Origin of the sequence: Streptomyces bugieae (assembly GCF_036352915.1) — a bacterium.
Classification (GTDB): domain Bacteria; phylum Actinomycetota; class Actinomycetes; order Streptomycetales; family Streptomycetaceae; genus Streptomyces; species Streptomyces endophytica.
In genome coordinates this window covers 1-16,942 of record NZ_JAZBJP010000013.1, presented here as the reverse complement: position 1 = coordinate 16,942, position 16,942 = coordinate 1, and the positions used below count along the sequence as shown (strand labels likewise).

Annotated in this window: 15 protein-coding genes and 1 other RNA gene; 10 read left to right on the top strand and 6 right to left on the bottom strand. The window is 74.0% G+C overall.

All coding sequences use genetic code 11. The annotated features are described in order from the left end of the window. The first annotated feature begins 159 nt into the window (after positions 1-159). Positions 160-1,644, top strand: a complete 1,485-nt coding sequence (locus V2J85_RS20990) for an RNB domain-containing ribonuclease (protein WP_261951828.1) — start codon at positions 160-162, stop codon at positions 1,642-1,644. A 50-nt stretch (positions 1,645-1,694) separates the two neighbouring features. Here the strand turns inward: V2J85_RS20990 and V2J85_RS20985 are convergent, their stop codons facing one another. Then, positions 1,695-2,417 carry a hypothetical protein gene (locus V2J85_RS20985; protein WP_330822438.1) on the bottom strand — a complete coding sequence of 241 codons (723 nt, stop codon included), beginning with the start codon at positions 2,415-2,417 and terminating at the stop codon, positions 1,695-1,697. Next, positions 2,414-3,223 carry a MerR family transcriptional regulator gene (locus V2J85_RS20980; RefSeq protein ID WP_261951830.1) on the bottom strand — a complete coding sequence of 270 codons (810 nt, stop codon included), beginning with the start codon at positions 3,221-3,223 and terminating at the stop codon, positions 2,414-2,416. Before V2J85_RS20980 ends, V2J85_RS20985 begins: the two co-directional genes overlap by 4 nt. A gap of 121 nt (positions 3,224-3,344) precedes the next feature. On the opposite strand from V2J85_RS20980, the gene rnpB reads away from it, so the two are divergent. From rnpB to V2J85_RS20960, 4 genes are all read left to right on the top strand, one after another. Then, positions 3,345-3,747, top strand: an RNA gene (gene rnpB / locus V2J85_RS20975) — RNase P RNA component class A. Positions 3,748-4,019: 272 nt separating this feature from the next. After that, on the top strand, positions 4,020-4,505 hold the full coding sequence (locus V2J85_RS20970) for a hypothetical protein (protein WP_261951831.1): 486 nt from the start codon (positions 4,020-4,022) through the stop codon (positions 4,503-4,505). Further along, positions 4,502-5,230, top strand: coding sequence for a hypothetical protein (locus V2J85_RS20965; protein ID WP_261951832.1), 729 nt, complete (start codon positions 4,502-4,504; stop codon positions 5,228-5,230). Before V2J85_RS20970 ends, V2J85_RS20965 begins: the two co-directional genes overlap by 4 nt. A gap of 179 nt (positions 5,231-5,409) precedes the next feature. After that, a complete protein-coding gene (locus tag V2J85_RS20960) occupies positions 5,410-6,351 on the top strand; it encodes a transporter substrate-binding domain-containing protein (RefSeq protein WP_330822437.1) in 942 nt (313 codons plus the stop codon). A gap of 21 nt (positions 6,352-6,372) precedes the next feature. Here V2J85_RS20960 and V2J85_RS20955 read toward each other — a convergent pair whose 3' ends face one another. After that, positions 6,373-6,951 carry a dihydrofolate reductase family protein gene (locus V2J85_RS20955; protein ID WP_261951834.1) on the bottom strand — a complete coding sequence of 193 codons (579 nt, stop codon included), beginning with the start codon at positions 6,949-6,951 and terminating at the stop codon, positions 6,373-6,375. 140 nt (positions 6,952-7,091) lie between these two features. Here V2J85_RS20955 and V2J85_RS20950 point away from each other — a divergent pair, with 140 nt between their 5' ends. Both V2J85_RS20950 and V2J85_RS20945 read left to right on the top strand, forming a co-directional pair. Continuing rightward, positions 7,092-8,666, top strand: coding sequence for a S53 family peptidase (locus V2J85_RS20950; RefSeq protein WP_261951835.1), 1,575 nt, complete (start codon positions 7,092-7,094; stop codon positions 8,664-8,666). 123 nt (positions 8,667-8,789) lie between these two features. Beyond that, positions 8,790-9,101: a hypothetical protein gene (locus V2J85_RS20945; RefSeq protein WP_330822436.1), complete on the top strand. Its 312-nt coding sequence runs from the start codon at positions 8,790-8,792 to the stop codon at positions 9,099-9,101. 28 nt (positions 9,102-9,129) lie between these two features. Here the strand turns inward: V2J85_RS20945 and V2J85_RS20940 are convergent, their stop codons facing one another. The 3 genes from V2J85_RS20940 to V2J85_RS20930 form a co-directional block, all read right to left on the bottom strand. Continuing rightward, complete coding sequence (locus tag V2J85_RS20940; RefSeq protein ID WP_419836815.1) at positions 9,130-10,161, bottom strand: trypsin-like serine peptidase; 1,032 nt, start codon at positions 10,159-10,161, stop codon at positions 9,130-9,132. Between the two features lie 220 nt (positions 10,162-10,381). Then, positions 10,382-11,317 carry an SDR family oxidoreductase gene (locus tag V2J85_RS20935; RefSeq protein WP_261951838.1) on the bottom strand — a complete coding sequence of 312 codons (936 nt, stop codon included), beginning with the start codon at positions 11,315-11,317 and terminating at the stop codon, positions 10,382-10,384. A 52-nt stretch (positions 11,318-11,369) separates the two neighbouring features. Further along, positions 11,370-12,296, bottom strand: a complete 927-nt coding sequence (locus V2J85_RS20930; RefSeq protein ID WP_330822435.1) for a DUF4429 domain-containing protein — start codon at positions 12,294-12,296, stop codon at positions 11,370-11,372. A gap of 175 nt (positions 12,297-12,471) precedes the next feature. On the opposite strand from V2J85_RS20930, the gene V2J85_RS20925 reads away from it, so the two are divergent. The 3 genes from V2J85_RS20925 (at position 12,472) to V2J85_RS20915 (ending at position 16,824) form a co-directional block, all read left to right on the top strand. Continuing rightward, positions 12,472-14,139 (top strand): alkaline phosphatase D family protein, encoded by a 1,668-nt coding sequence (locus V2J85_RS20925; RefSeq protein WP_330822434.1) that lies wholly within the window; start codon positions 12,472-12,474, stop codon positions 14,137-14,139. A gap of 133 nt (positions 14,140-14,272) precedes the next feature. Next, the gene (locus tag V2J85_RS20920; protein ID WP_330822433.1) at positions 14,273-15,589 is read left to right on the top strand and encodes a multidrug effflux MFS transporter; all 1,317 of its coding nucleotides are present in this window, start codon (positions 14,273-14,275) and stop codon (positions 15,587-15,589) included. 77 nt (positions 15,590-15,666) lie between these two features. Continuing rightward, positions 15,667-16,824: a serine hydrolase domain-containing protein gene (locus tag V2J85_RS20915; RefSeq protein ID WP_419836814.1), complete on the top strand. Its 1,158-nt coding sequence runs from the start codon at positions 15,667-15,669 to the stop codon at positions 16,822-16,824. Positions 16,825-16,942 lie beyond the last annotated feature (118 nt).

Below are 16,942 nucleotides of genomic sequence, written 5' to 3'. Positions count from 1 at the left end.
CCCGCCCCGGGGACCGCGGCCCACCCCGAGCCGCGCCTTCCGGACGCGCCAGGCGCGCTCCCTGGCCCGATCACAACGGCGCGCCACCCGTGCCGGGCGCGCTCCCCGCCCCGGTCGCCCCGCGCGCCACCCGCGCCATCCGGTCATACGCTCGGTTCCATGCCCCGTCGCCATATGCATGTGACCGACGCAGCCGAGGATCCGCTGCGCGCCGCGCTGCGGGAGCTGCGGATCGATCTGGAGGTCCCGGACCACTTCCCGCCGACGGCCCAGGCCGAGGCGGACAGCGCGGCCCGGGCCCCGCGGATCCCGGCCGCCGACGGCGCGGTGGCGACCGAGCACGCCTTGGACGACGCCACCGACCTGCCCCTCTTCACCATCGACCCGCCCGGTTCCCGCGACCTCGACCAGGCGATGTTCCTCTCCTCCCGCCCCGGTGGGGGCTTCCGCATCCACTACGCCATCGCCGATGTCGCCTCCTTCGTGACGCCGGGCGGTGCGCTGGACGCCGAGGCCCACCACCGGGTGACCACGCTGTACTTCCCGGACGAGCGGATCCCGCTCTACCCGTACGCGCTGAGCGAGGGCGCCGCCAGCCTGCTGCCCGACCAGGACCGCCCGGCCGTCCTCTGGCAGCTCGACCTCGACCCCGAGGGCGTCCTGGTCGCCGCCTCCGTCCGCCGCGCCCTGGTCCGCTCCCGTGCCCGCCTCGACTACGCGGGTGTCCAGCGGGCCATCGACGAGGGGACGGCCGAGGAGCCGCTCGACCTGCTCCGGGAGATCGGCCTGCTGCGCGAGGAGCTGGAGGTCGCCCGGGGCGCGATCTCGCTGCACGTCCCCGAGCAGGAGATCGTCCAACGGAACGGCCGCTACCACCTGGAGTACCGCGCGCCCCTGCCGGCGTACGGCTGGAACGCGCAGATCTCCCTGCTCACCGGAATGGCCGCGGCCGAACTGATGCTGGCCTCCGGCACCGGCATCCTGCGGACCCTGCCCACCGCCCCGGACGGCTCGGTGGCCCGGCTGCGGCTGACCGCCCGGGCGCTCGGCGTCGACTGGCCGCATCACACCTCGTACTCCGCGCTGATCCGCGGTCTGGACCCGCACTGCGCCTCGCACGCCGCGTTCCTCCAGGAGTGCACGGCCCTGCTGCGCGGCGCCGGCTACACCGTCTTCGACGGCGCCCCGCCCAGCGCCTCCGAAGCGCTGCACTCGGCCGTCGCCGCACCGTACGCGCACGCCACCGCACCGCTGCGCCGGCTCGTCGACCGCTACACCTCCGAGCTGTGCCTGGCCGCCTCCGCCGGTCACGAGCCGGCGGACTGGGTGCGCAGCGCGCTGCCCGCGCTGCCGCGCGAGATGGAGACCGGCGCCCAGCGTGCCAACCAGGTCGAGCGGGCCTGCGTCGACCTCGTCGAGGCCGCGCTGCTGCGCGACCGGGTCGGCGAGACCTTCGAGGCCCTGGTCGTCGACATCCAGGAGAAGGACCCCACCCGGGGCACCGTCCACCTCTACGAGCCGGCCGTCATCGGCTCCGTCGAGGCCGCCCCGGAGGGCCCCGCGCTGCCCCTCGGCCAGCGCATCCAGGTCCGCCTCGCCGAGGCCGAACCGGGCCTCGAACCGGTCCGCTTCACGCCGGTGTGAGGCCGTGGCGACGCCGGTCCCGGTCCCGGCCCCGGACCCGCGCGCTGCCGCTACGCGGCGTCCGCGGTCAGCCCGTCCGCCGCAGGCGTCCGTTCGTCCGCCGCCACCCTCGCCGCCCGTACGGCCGCCACCGCGCCCCGTGCGTCGTCGGCATGGAACCGCACCGTCCGCACCTCGTCGCGGCGCCCCGAGAGCCGTACCGCGACGACCGGCGCGGTCAGCTCGACGGTCACCGACGTCTGCCCGCCCACGGCCAGCGACCACACCCCGCCCCCCCCGCCGCCCTTCCCGTCCCCGGAGTCCATGCCCTTTCCGGAGCCCTTGCCCTTTCCGGAGCCCTCGCCGTCCTTGTCGGCCTTGCCGTCGTGGGAGAAGCGGAGGTCGTACCGGACGGAGGCGATCCGGTCCAGCGGGATGCGGATCTCCCGCCGCGCGCCGTCCCGGAGCAGCAGGTGGTCCGTGCCGAGCACATGGGGCCGGGTGACCGCGGCCGCCTGGAAGCCCAGCAGCATCAGCACCGTGTAGACGTCGACGACCAGCATCACCACCCGCGCCACCGGAACGTCGGCGAGCATCGCATGCACCCCGGCCGTCTCCACCACGCACACGAACGTCAGCCCGTAGACGAGCGCCGACTGCGCCGCCGCGTACGGCAGGGCCCGCTCGCCCGCCGCCACCCCGAACCGCCGCCGCGCCACCCACCACACCAGACTCGCCAGCCACCGCCCCTCATGCGCCAGCAGCCGCCGCACCCTCCCGTGCCGCCGCTTCACCGGGCACGCTCCGCGACCAGCCGGATCGCCCGGCGCATGACCTCGGCCTGCGCGGGCGGGAAGTGCGCGTAGTACGCCGCCATGAATCCGCCGTCCGTCTCCCGGCCCGCATCGGCCGCGCGCGCCCAGTGCTCGCCGCTGACCTCGGCGACCACGGTGTCCGGAATGCAGTCGGCGAGCGCCCGCGCGACCCGTTCCACCCGCGGATCGTCCGCCGCGGCCTCCGCCAGCTCGTCGAGCAGCCCGTACACCTCGTACGCCCGCTCCATCGCCCCCGGCGCCGCGGCGAAGTCCCCGAGCAGGCCGGCGACCCGCTCGCCCGCCCCGTCGCCCGCCGACTCCAGCAGCGCCAGCACCTCCCGTTCCTTCGCCGCCACCGCGGGCTCGGGACCGGGGAGCGTGGCCGAGGTGCGGGCCATCTCCCGGAACATCGCGGCCAGTTCGTCCGACACCGGCCCCTCCGCGGGCAGCCCGCCGTGCTCCTCCGCCTGCTGCCGCAGCGCGGCCAGCCGGGCCCGCCGCGCCCGGATCTCCGCCTCCTGGCGCGCCAGGTCGGCGTCCAGTTCGGTCAGCACCTCGTGCAGCTCGCGCCCGGAGTCGTCGGCGAGGACGTCCCGGACCTCCTCCAGCCCGAGTCCCAGCTCCGTCAGCCGGCGCAGCCGGGCGAGCGCGACCGCGTCCCGCAGCCCGTACTCCCGGTAGCCGTTGGCCCGGCGTTCCGGCTCGGGCAGCAGTCCGAGCTGGTGGTAGTGGCGGACGGCACGGGTACTGACGCCGACGAGACCTGCGAGCTCACCGATTCTCATGCCGCCAGTAGAAACGTTGCCGCTGCGACAAGGTCAAGCGCGGCCCGGGGCTCCGAGGGCGGGACGCGATGCCGGGACGCGGGGCCGGTTCCGCGCCGGGTAGCATGGTCGCCACGGCGGACGAGCCGGCCGGACGGCCGCGTGGGGATCGGCAACGACCCTCCCGAGGAACGTCCGGGCTCCACAGGGCAGGGTGGTGGGTAACACCCACCCGGGGTGACCCGCGGGACAGTGCCACAGAAAGCAAACCGCCGGAGGCTTCGGCCTCCGGTAAGGGTGAAACGGTGGTGTAAGAGACCACCAGCCTCCGAGGTGACTCGGAGGGCTAGGTAAACCCCACCCGGAGCAAGGTCAAGAGGGGGCATCGGCGATGCCCCTGCGCGGACGACCGAGGGCTGCCCGCCCGAGTCCGCGGGTAGACCGCACGAGGCTGTCGGCAACGGCAGCCCTAGATGGATGGCCGTCTCCCCCCGGCCCGCAAGGACCGGGGGCGACAGAACCCGGCGTACAGGCCGACTCGTCCGCCGCCTGTGGTCCTTCCGGCCGGCATGCGGCTGCAGCCGTCTGCCGTCCGTCTGCGCTCGTCCGGGTTCCCGCCGGGGTTTCCGCCCGGGCGACCGCGCCCCGGCGCCACCCCCGCGCGTGCGGCGGTGCGAACGGCTTCTCGGTTCGGGATCGCTCGTGGTGAAAACCCCTCAGGCGTGCGGGTGTGGACCAGCTCTCACATGGGTAACACGCCTTTCCCGTATGGGTGTTGCGGCGGGGGGCCGTGACTTCTGAGCGTGGGGAGAGCCGGATGTCCGACCTGGCGACCGTATCGGCGGAGATCGCGCCTTACCTGACCATGGCGGCGAACAGCCTCGGTACGTCCGTGATCAGCGCTGCCCAGCAGCGGATCGCCGAGCGCACCGTGACGGCCGGGGAGGGGTTCTTCCGCCGGCTGCTGCGCCGCGGGGACGGGGCGGACGGGGATCCGGTCGGCGACGGTGGCCGGCTGGTCCTCGACCGGGAGCGGGCGGACGACCTCGACGGGCAGTTGGCGGCCCTCGGTGATGACGAGCGGCGGGTGCTGGCGGAGGCGGTGGGTGCCTGGCTGGCGGGGCCCGCCGACCGGCGGGACGGGTCCCAGCTGCTGCGGCAGATCGACCGGCTCGCCGGGGCCGCGGGCGGCCGTACCGTCCACCACCACGTCACCGCGACCGGCCAGGGATCGATCGCGGCCGGCGAGATCCACGGCGACATCCACATGGGAGGCAGCGCGGACACCCGGAACGGTTCATGAGCCGGCCGGCGGGCAGCGGCGACGTCCACCACAGCGCGACCTCGCACGGCGATCACTCCATCGCGGCCCACGACATCAGGAACATCTTCATCAAGTGGGTGATGCACCCCAGCGCCCGCTGGCTGCCACTGCTGCTGGCCTGCGCCGCCGTGGTGATCGCCGGCACCGACTGGCCGGACGGGCCGGCCCGCCAGTACACCCTCTGGGGCCTGCTCACCGGTCTGTCGGTGCTCACCGCCGCGGCCCGCGTCCTCGACCGCAGCCCGCGCGACGCCCGGCTGGCCGGTGTGCTGTCCCTGGTCTCCGTACTGGCCACGGTCGGCGGCTGGCTGGCCTTCCAGAGCGTCCGGACGCACGGCGAGATCGATGTGACCGGGCAGGTCCGTGCGGAGGGCAGCCAGCCGCTGGACGACGCCGCGCACCGCACGCTCACCCTCCGGCTCGACGCCCGCGCCCTGGCGGAGCCGCGGAACGCGCTGCGGCTGACGCTGGCCATCACCGACCACGACCCGGCCGGCCCGACCTGCCTGCCGGACACCCGCGCCACGCTCTCGCTGCTCACCGCGGGGACCGCGGACCGCACCGCGGACCTCCGGCCCGGAGGCACCGCCGACTTCGCCCTGGGAGCCCGGACCACGACGGTGACGATCGGCGTCCGGCTGCACACCGGCCGCGGCTGCCGGATGGACGTACGGACCACCGGCGCGGTGTTGCATGACCAGTGACGCACCGTCAGGTCCGCCGCGGTGCCCTACGGACCTCAGGGAGTGACGCGGATCCCGTAAGAAGCAGATGCGCGCCGGAAGCAGAACCGTCGGAACGGGGGAGACCGATGAGAATCACCCGAGCATGGAGAATCACCCGAGCGTTGAGCACCACCCGAGCGTCGAGAACCGCACGGCCCATGAGCACGGACCGCCCCACGAGCACGGACCGCCCCGCGAGCACCGCCCGACCCACGAGCGCCGCGCGACCGCTGAAGGCCCGTCGCGCCAAGGCCTTCCCGGGGCCGGCGGTGCTCGCGCTCACCGCGCTCGTGGCGACCGCCTGCGGCTCCTCGGAGCCGCCCTCGCTGTTCGCGGGCGGCAAGGTGTCGGTCGGCGCCAAGAACGACCAGCCCGGCACGGGCGTCGTCCACACCTACAAGTTCTCCGGCTTCGACATCACCGTCGCCCAGCAGATCCTCAAGGCGGTCGGCGCCGAGCCGGACTTCGGGATCGTGCCGTCGGAGGACCGCAGCGCGGTGCTCACCGAGAAGAAGAAGGACCTGGTCGTCGCGACCTTCTCGATCACCGTCGACCGGATGAAGACGCTGGACTTCGCGGGCCCGTACGCGTCCACGTACCAGGGGATCATGGTCCGCAAGAACGACAAGCGGATCCGCAAGCCCGAGGACCTCTTCGGCAAGCGCGTCTGCACCTGGCCCGGGACGACGTCCGCCACCACGCTGGAGGGGCCGGAGTACTCCCGGATCGCGGTCTACGAGCGGCCGGACGCGTCGAGTTGCCTCACCGACCTCAAGGTCAAGAAGGTGGCCGACGCGGTCTCGACCGACCAGATGATCCTTTACGGCTTCACGCAGGAGAACCCGGACCTCAAGGTCGTCCCGGACATCACCTACGGCTCCGTCAACCACTACGGCATCGCGATGGCCAAGGGGCACCGCAAGGACTGCCTGCGGCTGCGCGACGCGCTGCGGGACTACGTCAACAGCAACAACTGGAGCCACGACTTCTCGACGTCGCTGTGGGCCGCGACGAAGGCCGACCCGACCTGGGAAACCGACTACAAGCCGCGCACCGAGACCATCGACGCCCTGTCCTGCCGGGACCGCCCGCGCACCTGAGGGACCACCTCGCGGCAGCGGTCAGCCCTCCTCGGGCCCGCCGTTCCGTGCGTACCGGAGCAGGACGACGCCGTTGCCGAAGGTACGGGTTCCGGTGAGCCGGAGGCGGGTCCGGGTGTCCGTGTCGGGGAAGAGCGGGGTGCCGCGGCCGATGAGGACCGGATGGACGCAGAGGTGGTACTCGTCGACCAGGTCGAGCCGCAGGAAGGACGCGGCGAGGTGCGCGCCGCTGAGTGCCAGGTCCCCGCCCGGCCGAGCCGTCAGCTCCCTGATCCGCTCGACCGTGACCTCCCGCAGGATCGTGGTGTTCCAGTCGGCCCGCTCCAGGGTCCGGGAGAACACGAACTTGGGCATCTCCCGCCAGATCCCGGCGAACTCGGCCATCGGCCCGCCGGCGTCCGGACCGGCGTCGGCGGTCGGCCAGAAACCGGCCATCAGCTCATGGGTGACGCGGCCGGTCAGGAAGCCGCCCATGGTCCGGATCCGGTCGTTGAAGTACTGGTGCACCTCGTCGTCCACGAGGTGCCAGTCGATGTCGTGGTCCGGCCCCTCGATGAAGCCGTCGAGCGACATCGACATCATCAGGACGATCTTTCGCATGGCGGTCCTCCCGGGCGGCACCCTACGCCCGCCCGGCGGGAGGGGGATCCGACTCGCGTCCCGTGCCACCCGAGTGGGCCCCGCCCGCCGCCCCTCACTCGACATGCGGACGTGGCGTGATCGGGTCGATACTTTGTGCTATGAATGAACGATTTGTACCCATTCCAGGCAGTGAGCGGGCCGCCGCACCCAAGGCGCGCCCCGCCGGTTCCCTCGACGGTTCCACGCCCGTGCACGCCACGATCATGCTGCGCCGCCGGGCCGAGGTCCCCCGGGACCTGATCACCGGGCCGGACACCATCTCGCAGGCCGAGCTGGCGCAGCGGTACGGCGCCGACCAGGCCGACGCCGACCGCGTGCGCGAGGTGCTGGGCCGCCACGGCGTCGACGTGAACGAGGTCGACCTGGCGTCCCGGCGCATGAAGGTGTCCGGCACCGCGGACCGGATGGCCGCCGCGTTCGGGACCCGGCTGACCCGGGTGGCCAGCCCCGATCCCACCCACGGCGAGCTCGTCGAGCACCGGCACCGCGAGGGCCCGCTGCAGCTGCCCGCCGAGCTGGACGGCGTGGTCGTGGCGGTGCTCGGTCTGGACGACCGCCCGCAGGCGCGCCCTCACATCCGGCACGCGCGGGCCCGGGCCCGCCAGACCTCGTACAAGCCCTCGCAGCTGGCCGGCGTGTACCAGTTCCCGCCGGACACCGACGGCAGCGGCCAGACGCTGGCGATCATCGAACTCGGCGGCGGGGTCGACCAGCGCGAGCTGGCGGAGTACTTCCGGTCCCTCGGGCTGCCGAAGATGCCCAAGGTGACGGCGGTCAGCGTCGGCACCGCCCGGAACCAGCCGGGCGGCGACCCGCAGGGCGCCGACGGCGAGGTGCTGCTGGACATCGAGGTCGCCGGTGCGCTGGCGCCCGGTGCCGAGCAGAAGGTGTACTTCGCGCACAACACCGACCAGGGCTTCGTCAACGCGGTGACCCAGGCCGTCCACGACACCCCGACCCCGGCCGCGCTGAGCATCAGCTGGGGCGCCGCGGAGCCGTTCTGGACCGACCAGGCCCGCGCGGTGTTCGACGAGGCGCTGGCGGACGCGGCGGCGCTGGGCGTGACGGTGTGTGCCGCGGCCGGCGACGACGGCAGCCGGGACGGTGTCCCCGACGGCCGCCCGCACGCCGACTTCCCGGCCTCCAGCCCGCACGCCCTGGCCTGCGGCGGCACCCGCCTGGACGCCGACCCGGACTCCGGTCTGGTGCGCAGCGAAGTGGTGTGGGGCGGCGACGGCGGGGGCGCCACCGGTGGCGGCGTCAGCGAGGCGTTCCCGCTGCCGTCCTGGCAGACCACGGCCGGTGTGCCGCACAACGGCAGCGGCCCGGGCCGCGGCCTGCCGGACGTCTCCGCCGTCGCCGACCCGGCCACCGGCTACGAGGTGCTGGTGGACGGCCACCGCTCGGTGGTCGGCGGCACCAGTGCCGTGGCCCCGCTGTGGGCGGCGCTGACCTGCCGGCTGGTCGAGGCGCTCGGCCGCCCGCTCGGCATGCTGCACCCGCTGCTGTACGCCGGTGCCACCCCCGGACACACCGCCCGCGGCTTCCGTGACGTCACCGTCGGCACCAACGGTGACTTCGAGGCCGGCCCCGGCTGGGACGCCTGTACCGGCCTGGGCGTCCCGAACGGCACCGAACTCCTCGCCTCCCTGCGGGAGATGGTGCCCCGCTGAGCTCCTGGGCAGCCGGCCCGCCGGGTGTGCACGACCGCACCCGGCGGGCCCTCGGCGGATGGCCCGAACGCGCGGGGGAGCGGTCCCGCGGCCGGTACCCTCGGGGGGAATTTTCTCGAATGGGTGTACGGAACGGGTGTACGGGTGGGGGCTGCGGTGCTCAAGCACTACTACCGGCTGGTGTATTGGAAGCGGCGGATCAGCCGGTCGCTGGGATGGCGGCGCGGCATGGGCCCGGGCGCCCTGGGGCCGCGCCGGCAGCGGACGCGCACCGGGCGGGCACCCGGGCGCAGCCGCCAACGCCTGTACGGTGCCCGCCCGTTCCTGATCTTCGGTGCCCTGGTCGCGCTCGTCGTGGCGGCCTCGGCGCTGGTCGCCGGCGGCTACGACGACGTCGGCCGGGCGGTGACGACCGGGGTGGCGGACGGGGAGTAGGCCCCGCCCGCCCGTGGGGGACCGCCGGTCAGGACGCCTGTGCCGTGTTGTACAGGTTCTTGGCGTCGTCGCCGAAGTACGGACCGAACATGGTGTTGGGCAGGAACTGGTAGCCGAAGCTGTTCACCGAGGACTGCAGCCCGGTGCCGGTCTTCTCGTCGAACGAGGTGAACCACGGGCCGCCGCTGGAACCGCCGGTCATGTTGCAGGACAGACCGTGGTCGTTGGAGAACAGCGGGTCCTTCATGGTGGTGCCGCTGCAGTAGATCAGCTTGGTGCCGTCGTACGGTGCCGCCGCCGGATAGCCGAAGGCGTACATCGTCTTGTTGTAGCCGGAGTTGAAGGACAGGCCCTGCCCGCCGACGACGTCGGTGAGCTTCTTGCCGTCGAGCGGGGCGACGACCGCCGCGCCGACGTCGTAGTTGATGTCCTCGCTCGCCGTCCACTGCGGGGTGGAGAGCGTCTTGGCGGCCGACCACTTGCCGTACGGGGCCTGGCCGTCGTGGTAGCCGGGCACGAAGACCCAGTTGGTGTGCCAGGCGCCGTCCAGCTTCACGCAGTGCCCGGCGGTGAGCACGGTGCTCTTGTTCGCGCTGGTCACCGCGTCACCGGAGCAGGAGGCGGTGCGTCCCTGGTAGGTGAAGAACACCCGGCCGGCGGTCTTGGTGACCGCGCCGCCACCGGTCCACGGCCCGCCCGGCTGGGCCGCGGCGGTGGGCCGCGGCGCGGGGAGGGACGGCAGCCCGGGGAGCGTCGGCCGTACGGTGAACGGGGCGCTGCGCGGGACCGCGGCGCGGTGCTGCTTCGCCGGTGCGGCGAGGTCGAGCGGGGTGGCGGACCGCATCCGCGCCGCCGTCCAGAAGGCGCCGGCGGTGCGCTGCGGGGTGGCGGAGCGGTGGGAGTCCTGCGGGGTGGCGGCACCGGCCGAACCGGTGGGGAGCAGCAGGGCCAGCAGCGTGCCGGCGGCGGTCAGGGTGCCGAGGGCGGCCCGGGACCCGCGCGCCGGACGCCGCGTCGCTATGCCGTCAACTGCCGTGCGGCCACGCTCGTTTCGTCTCACGCGTAACTCCTTCTGCGGGGGCCGCGCACACCGGGCGCGCGGCCGCGAGTGGGGTCCCCCTGCTCCTTGAGAGCGCGGGGGAGAGGCCGCCGCAGGCGGCGGCCCGGCAGACGAGTGGTGCGGTGAGAGGTAAGCGTGCCACCGGAAGCGACCGGAGGGCAGGGGTCGGACGGAAACGGCCGGGACCGGCGGTGCGGCCGACGCCGCCGCCGACGGTCGGTCAGCCCCGGCCGATGTAGGGCATGGTGGTCGCCATCACCGTCGCGAACTGCACATTGGCCTCCAGCGGCAGCTCCGCCATGTGCACCACCGTCCGGGCGACGTCCGCGGCGTCCATCACCGGTTCCACCGCCGTCTGCCCGTTCGCCTGCAGGGTGCCGGTCTGCATCCGGCCGGTCATCTCGGTGGCCGCGTTGCCGATGTCGATCTGGCCGCAGGCGATGCGGTACGGACGGCCGTCCAGGGACAGCGACTTGGTCAGCCCGGTGATCGCGTGCTTGGTGGCGGTGTAGGCGACGGAGTGCGGCCGCGGCACGTGCGCGGAGATCGAGCCGTTGTTGATGATCCGGCCGCCCTGCGGTTCCTGCTCCTGCATGGTGCGGAACGCGGCCTGGGCGCAGAGGAACGCACCGGTGAGGTTGACCTCGACCACCGCGCGCCAGTCGTCGTACGAGAGCTCGGTGAGCGGCACCGCCCGGCCGAAGGTGCCGGCGTTGTTGAAGAGCAGGTCGAGCCGGCCGAACCGGTCGCGGACCGCCGCGAACAGCGCGTCGACCTGTTCGGGGCGGGTGACGTCGGTCGGCACGGTGACGACCGCGGGGCTGGTCGGCTCGGTCAGGTCGGTCAGGCGGGCGGTCTCGGCCAGCGCCTCGGCGCGCCGTCCGGCCAGCGCCACCGACCAGTTGGCGCGGATCAGCGCCTGGGCGACCGCCCGCCCGATGCCGGATCCGGCGCCGGTGACCACCGCGACCTTACGGGGCGCCGCGCCGCCCTCCCGTGCCTCCTGGGCCGCCGCCGCGGTCTGCGGGGTCTGCCCGCCCCGTGTGGCCGGTGCCGGCAGTGTCGGCCGGGGCGCGGTCGCCGTGCCGCCCACGTGCCCGGCCCGCGCCACCGGCGTCGCCTGTGCTGCCCCTGCCCGCTGTGTGTTCTGTGCCATGGCGGCAGCGTAAACGGCGGCGGGGAGCGAACCGGCCGCCCGCCGCGGCGACTCAGCCGCCGGTGTCGAAGCGCCGCAGCACCGCCGCCTTCGTGGCGGTGAACTCCTCGTCGGTCAGGATGCCCTCGCGGTGCAGCTCGCCCAGTTCGCGCAGCCGGCGCAGCAGCGCGTCGTGGTCGTCGGCGGGGGCGGCGGCCGGGGGCCCGGCCGCGGGGGGTGCGGACGCCGCCGCGGGTACGGCCGGAGCGGCCGCGGGAAGGGCCGGGGCCGCGGGCGCCGAGGGGTGCGGCAGCCGTGCGGTGACCGCGGCCGCCAGCAGCGCGGTGGTGCCGCTCTCCTTCTTGAAGCCCCACAGTTCGATGGAGTTGGGGTCGTGCTCCGGTTTGAGCCGTTCCTTCGCGCCGTGCGGACGGAAGCGCAGGAAGCCGGACTCCAGGCCGGCGGACGGGCGCCACTCCACCGCTTCGAGGTCGGTCAGGGCGTAGTCCCGCGGACCCCACTGCCGCTTGGTCTCACTGGTGTTCCAGCGCCACTCCACGCGCACCCGCTCCCCGTCGAAGGTGGCGACCCCGTCCACCCCGGCGGCCGTAAGCGGTACCGACGGGCCGGGCAGCAGATAGCGGTCGCAGGGCCCGTCCGGCACCTGCTCCAGCAGCAGGGCCTGCCGGACCGCGTCCACGAAGTACTCGGCGACGTCCACCCGCGCGGCCTCCACGGCGACCTGATACGGATTCGCGTCGTCCGACAGCCCGCCGCCGGTGACCTGGAGCAGCGGATCCGCGCCGTCCCGCAGCCGCAGCCGGAGCCGGCCGACCTTGCGGCCCGGTTCGTGGGCGATGCCGGCCAGCGCGGTCAGGGGGACCGTGAACTCGCCCAGGTCCTGGCGCAGTTTGTGCACCCCGCGCTCGCGCCCCGGCACGATGCGTATGCCCTCTCCGTCGAAGCTCCAGGTGCCGTCACGCGCCATCAGTTCAGCCATGTCCCGAATCCTACGGAGAGCCGGCGGTGCGTGCCCCGTGCCGTGATTGTCCGGCGACGTCCGGTGTCGGACCAACCATCATCGAGCCGTCATGCCTGCGTCGTACACGGGTCAGTGGCCCGCCGTCCCGCGGCCCTCCAATCGTCGGCAGCAACCGCCGCCAGGGGAGGGCCAGATGACGCACACCGCACTGTACGAGCAGGAGATCAGGGCCGCTGCCGCGAGCGTGGGCCGGCGCCGCTTCCTCACCGCGACCGGGGCCGCCGCCGCGCTCGCGTTCACGGCCAACCTCCCGGCCGCCGGCGCCGCGCACGCCGCCGAGGCCGACGCCCGGAAGATCACCGAGAACCCCTTCACCCTCGGCGTCGCCTCCGGCGATCCGCAGCCCGGCTCGGTCGTGCTCTGGACCCGCCTCGCGCCGCGCCCGTACGAGCCGGGATGGGGGTCCTCCCGCTCGAACGAAGGTGAGAGTGGGGGAGGGATGCCGAACGCCAGAGTCACGGTCCGCTGGGAGGTTGCCTACGACGAGCGCTTCTCGCGTCTGGCCGGGCAGGGCCGGGCCGACGCCCACCCGGAGTTCAACCACTCCGTGCACATCGAGCCCACCGGCCTGGCCCCGGACCGCGTCTACTACTACCGCTTCCGGGCCGGCAATTGGATCAGCCCGGTCGGCCGCACCCGCACCGCGCCGGCCCGCGGCGCCCAGCTCTCCCGGCTGAAGCTCGCCGCGGTCTCCTGCCAGGCCTACCACGACGGCTACTTCACCGCCTACCGGCACCTGGCGGAGGAGGACCTCGACGTCGTCTTCCACCTCGGCGACTACCTCTACGAGTACCCGGTCGACGCGGCCGGCGGCGCCCGCAAATACACCGGCCGCACGCTGCCCGCCCACTTCAACCGCGAGACGGTCACGCTGGAGGACTACCGGCTGCGCTACGCGCTGTACAAGTCCGACCCGGACCTCCAGGCCGCACACGCCGCCCACCCGTTCATCGTCACCTGGGACGACCACGAGGTGGAGAACAACTACGCCTCCGACATCAGCGAGGACGACCTCCCGCCCGCCGAGTTCCTGGTCCGCCGGGCCGCCGCCTACCGCGCGTACTGGGAGAACCAGCCGCTGCGCCGCCCGCAGCGGCCGCACGGCCCGGACGCCCGGCTCTACCGGCGCCTCCACTACGGTCAGCTCGCCCAGTTCGACATCCTCGACACCCGCCAGTACCGCTCCGACCAGGCCTACGGCGACGGCTGGCACGCACCGGGCCCGGAGTCCACGGACCCGAAGCGGACCCTGACCGGCGCCACCCAGGAACGCTGGCTGATCGACGGCTGGCGGCAGTCCACCGCCCGCTGGAACGTGCTGCCGCAGCAGGTCGCGTTCTCCGAGCGGCGCAACGCCACCGGCCCCGGCTACCAGGTCAGCATGGACGCCTGGGACGGCTACCCGGCCTCCCGCGCGCGGGTGCTGGCGGGCGCCGAGTCGGCCGGCGTGGACAACCTCGTCGTGCTCACCGGCGATGTGCACGTCCACTACGCCTTCGACATCAAGAAGGACTTCGCGGACCCCCGATCGCGCACCGCGGGCGTGGAGTTCGTCACCACCTCGATCGCCAGCGGCAAGGACGGCGCGGACAAGCCCGCCAACTGGGGCACGTACATGGCCGCCAACCCGCACCTGAAGTTCTACAACGGCCGCCGCGGCTATGTGACGGTCACCCTGGACCGGGACACCGCCCGCGGCGACTACCGGACGGTGTCCGCCGTCACCACCCCCGGCGCGCCGGTGAGGACGGCCGCGTCCTTCGTCACCGAGGCCGGCAACCCGGGCCTCAAGCCGGCCTGATGCCCGGGCCGTGGCCCCGGCCGGACCGCCGGCCGGGACCACGGTCCTAGGTCCAATGGCGCACCCGGTAAGGGGCCCGAACCCGCCCTGCTCATGACACCATGGATCGGCCCACCGACCCATGGAGACGCACATGACGGAGCCCGGCACCAGACCGGCAGACCCCTCGGACACCCCTGCCATAGCCGGGCGGGACGCGGCAGCAGCACCTCCCGCCGCGTCCCGCCGCATCGGCCTCCTCGTCACCCTCGTCCTCGGCGGACTCACCGCGGTCCCGCCGCTCTCCATGGACATGTACCTGCCGGCCCTGCCGCAGGTCACCGCCGCGCTGCACAGCCCGGCCGCCACCGTCCAGCTCACCCTCACCACCTGCCTCGCCGGCATGGCGCTGGGCCAGATGATCGTCGGCCCGATGAGCGACAAGTGGGGGCGCCGCCGCCCGCTGCTGGCCGGCATGGTCGTCTACGTCCTGGCCACCGCCCTGTGCGCGCTCGCCACCAACGCCGAACTCCTCATCGCGTTCCGGCTGTTGCAGGGGCTGGCGGGCGCCGCCGGCATCGTCATCGCCCGCGCCGTGGTGCGCGACCTCTACGACGGGGTGGCGATGGCGCGGTTCTTCTCCACCCTGATGCTGATCTCCGGGGTGGCGCCGGTCGTCGCCCCGCTCATCGGCGGGCAGATCCTGCAGATCACCGACTGGCGCGGCGTCTTCGTCGTCCTCACCGCCGTCGGCCTTGCCCTCACCCTCCTGGTCTGGCGCCGCCTGGCGGAGACCCTGCCGCCCGCCCGGCGGCACTCCGGCGGCATCGGCGAGGCCCTGCGCACCATGCGCGACCTCCTCGCCGACCGGGTCTTCTCCGGCTACCTCCTCGTCGGCGCCTTCGCCTTCGCCGCCCTCTTCGCGTACATCTCGGCCTCGCCGTTCGTCGTCCAGGAGATCTACGGCGCCTCCCCGCAGGTCTTCAGCCTGCTGTTCGGCATCAACTCCGTCGGCCTGGTGGCCGTCGGCCAGATCAACGGCAAGGTGCTGGTCGGCCGGGTCGCCCTGGACAAGGTGCTGGGCGCCGGCCTGGCCGTGATCGCGCTCGCCGCGGCCGCGCTGCTGCTGATGTCCGCAGGAGTCTTCGGGCACGTCGGCCTCCTGCCGACGGCCGCCGGACTGTTCGTGCTGATGGCCGCGATGGGTCTGGTCATGCCGAGCACCAACACCCTGGCGCTGCTGCGCACCCCGCACGCGGCCGGCTCCGCCTCCGCCCTGCTGGGCACCTCGACCTTCCTCCTCGGCTCGGTGGCCTCGCCGCTGGTGGGCATCGCGGGCGAGCGGACGGCCGTACCGATGGCACTCGTCCAGCTCTCCTGCGCCGTATTGGCGCTCGGGAGCTTCCTGGGACTGTGCCGTCCGTGGCAGCGTAAGGGGGAGAGCAGCCACGGCGGGAGGACCGCACTCTGAACGCACCGCGACTCACCTCTGGTACGCCGGCCCGGGCGGGACTGGACCCCGCCTGGGTCGAGCGGCTGGTGCGTGGGGTGCGGGAGGTGCCCGAGGGCCGGCCGCCGTGGAGCCCGGGGGTCGTGGTGCTGGCCGGCCGCGGCCCGGTCGTGGTCGCCGAGGAGGCCGCCGGCTGGGCGCAGCGCTACCGGGCGTACGACCCCGAGCGGGACCGCGGGGTGGACCTGCCCCGCGACCTGTGGGAGCCGATGCGGGCCGGCACCGTCTTCGACCTGGCCTCGCTCACCAAGCTCTTCACCGCCGTCGTCGCCGTCCAGCTGGCCGAACGCGGCCGGCTCTCCCTCGACGACGAGGTCCGGGCCCATCTGCCGGCCTTCGCCCCCGGCCGCACCGTCCGGCAGTTGCTCACCCACACCTCCGGGCTCGCGCCCGAGCTGCCCTTCTACGACCACCCCGGCCGGGCCGCCCAACTGGCGCTGCTGTGGCGGGAGGCGGCGGCCCCCAGCGGCGGCGCCGGCGCCGGCTACCGCTACTCCGACCTCAACCTCATCGCCCTGGCGCTGATCCTGGAGCGCCGCACCGGACGCCGCCTGGACGCCCTGGTCCGCGAGCAGATCACCGGCCCGCTCGGCATGACCTCGACCCGCTACGGACCGCTGCCGCCGCACGGCGTGGCGGCGACCGAGGACCAGCGGCGGCCCTGGGCCAAGGCGGACCGCGGCATGCTCCGCGGCGAGGTGCACGACGAGAACGCCTGGGCGCTGGGCGGGGTGGCCGGCCACGCGGGCCTGTTCTCCACCGCCCAGGACCTGGCCGTGCTGTGCCGCACCCTGCTCAACGGCGGCGCGTACGGCACCACCCGGATCCTCGGGCCCGCCGCGGTCGACGCCCTGCTCGACCCGCCGGGCCTCGGCTTCGTCGTCGACCAGCCGTACTTCATGGGCGAGCTGGCGGGCCGCGGCGCGGCCGGGCACACCGGCTTCACCGGCACCAGCCTGGTCCTGGACCGCGCCACCGACACGTTCCTGGTCCTGCTCGCCAACACGGTCCATCCACGCCGCCGCGACGTGCTTGGCGCGAGCGGTCGGCTGAGGCTTGCCGTACGTTTTCGGCTGGCCCGCCGTGGGGGTTGCTGTTTTTTCGCCTTCGGCGGGGTGGGGTTGTTGGGCCGGGGGCGCTCGCTGTCGTCGTGGTGCCGGGTGTGGTCCTCCGGGGGCGGGTTTCCGGACTGCTGACGCTTTACGTCCGGAAACCCGCCCCCTCCGGCCCCCACCCTCCCGCCGAATTCCGCGCCCCCGCCCGGTGGGGGAAAGGGTCAAAGACCAGGGGCTCGGCGGCCCCCCCGCCCCGCCG